1 protein-coding gene is annotated in these 226 nt (G+C 42.5%); it reads left to right on the top strand.

Annotated features, from left to right (window positions below; genetic code table 11):
- Window positions 1–226: zinc-binding dehydrogenase (locus FC72_RS11040; protein WP_157051170.1), on the top strand; the 226-nt coding region annotated here is incomplete at both ends.

Below are 226 nucleotides of genomic sequence, written 5' to 3' on the forward strand. Positions count from 1 at the left end.
CTTCAATACCCTTCAACCAAAACCTGGTGACACTATTGCTGTCTTTGGTACTGGTGCTGTTGGTCTTGCCGCAATGATGGCTGGTAAGATCTCTGGATGTACACATGTTATCGCCGTTGATATCGTTCCTTCACGTCTTGAATTAGCTAAGGAAATGGGTGCAACTGATATTGTTGACTCATCTAAAGAAGATGCTGTTGAAGCTATCAAGAAGATCACAAATGGT

Source organism: Companilactobacillus tucceti DSM 20183, from assembly GCF_001434665.1.
Classification (GTDB): domain Bacteria; phylum Bacillota; class Bacilli; order Lactobacillales; family Lactobacillaceae; genus Companilactobacillus; species Companilactobacillus tucceti.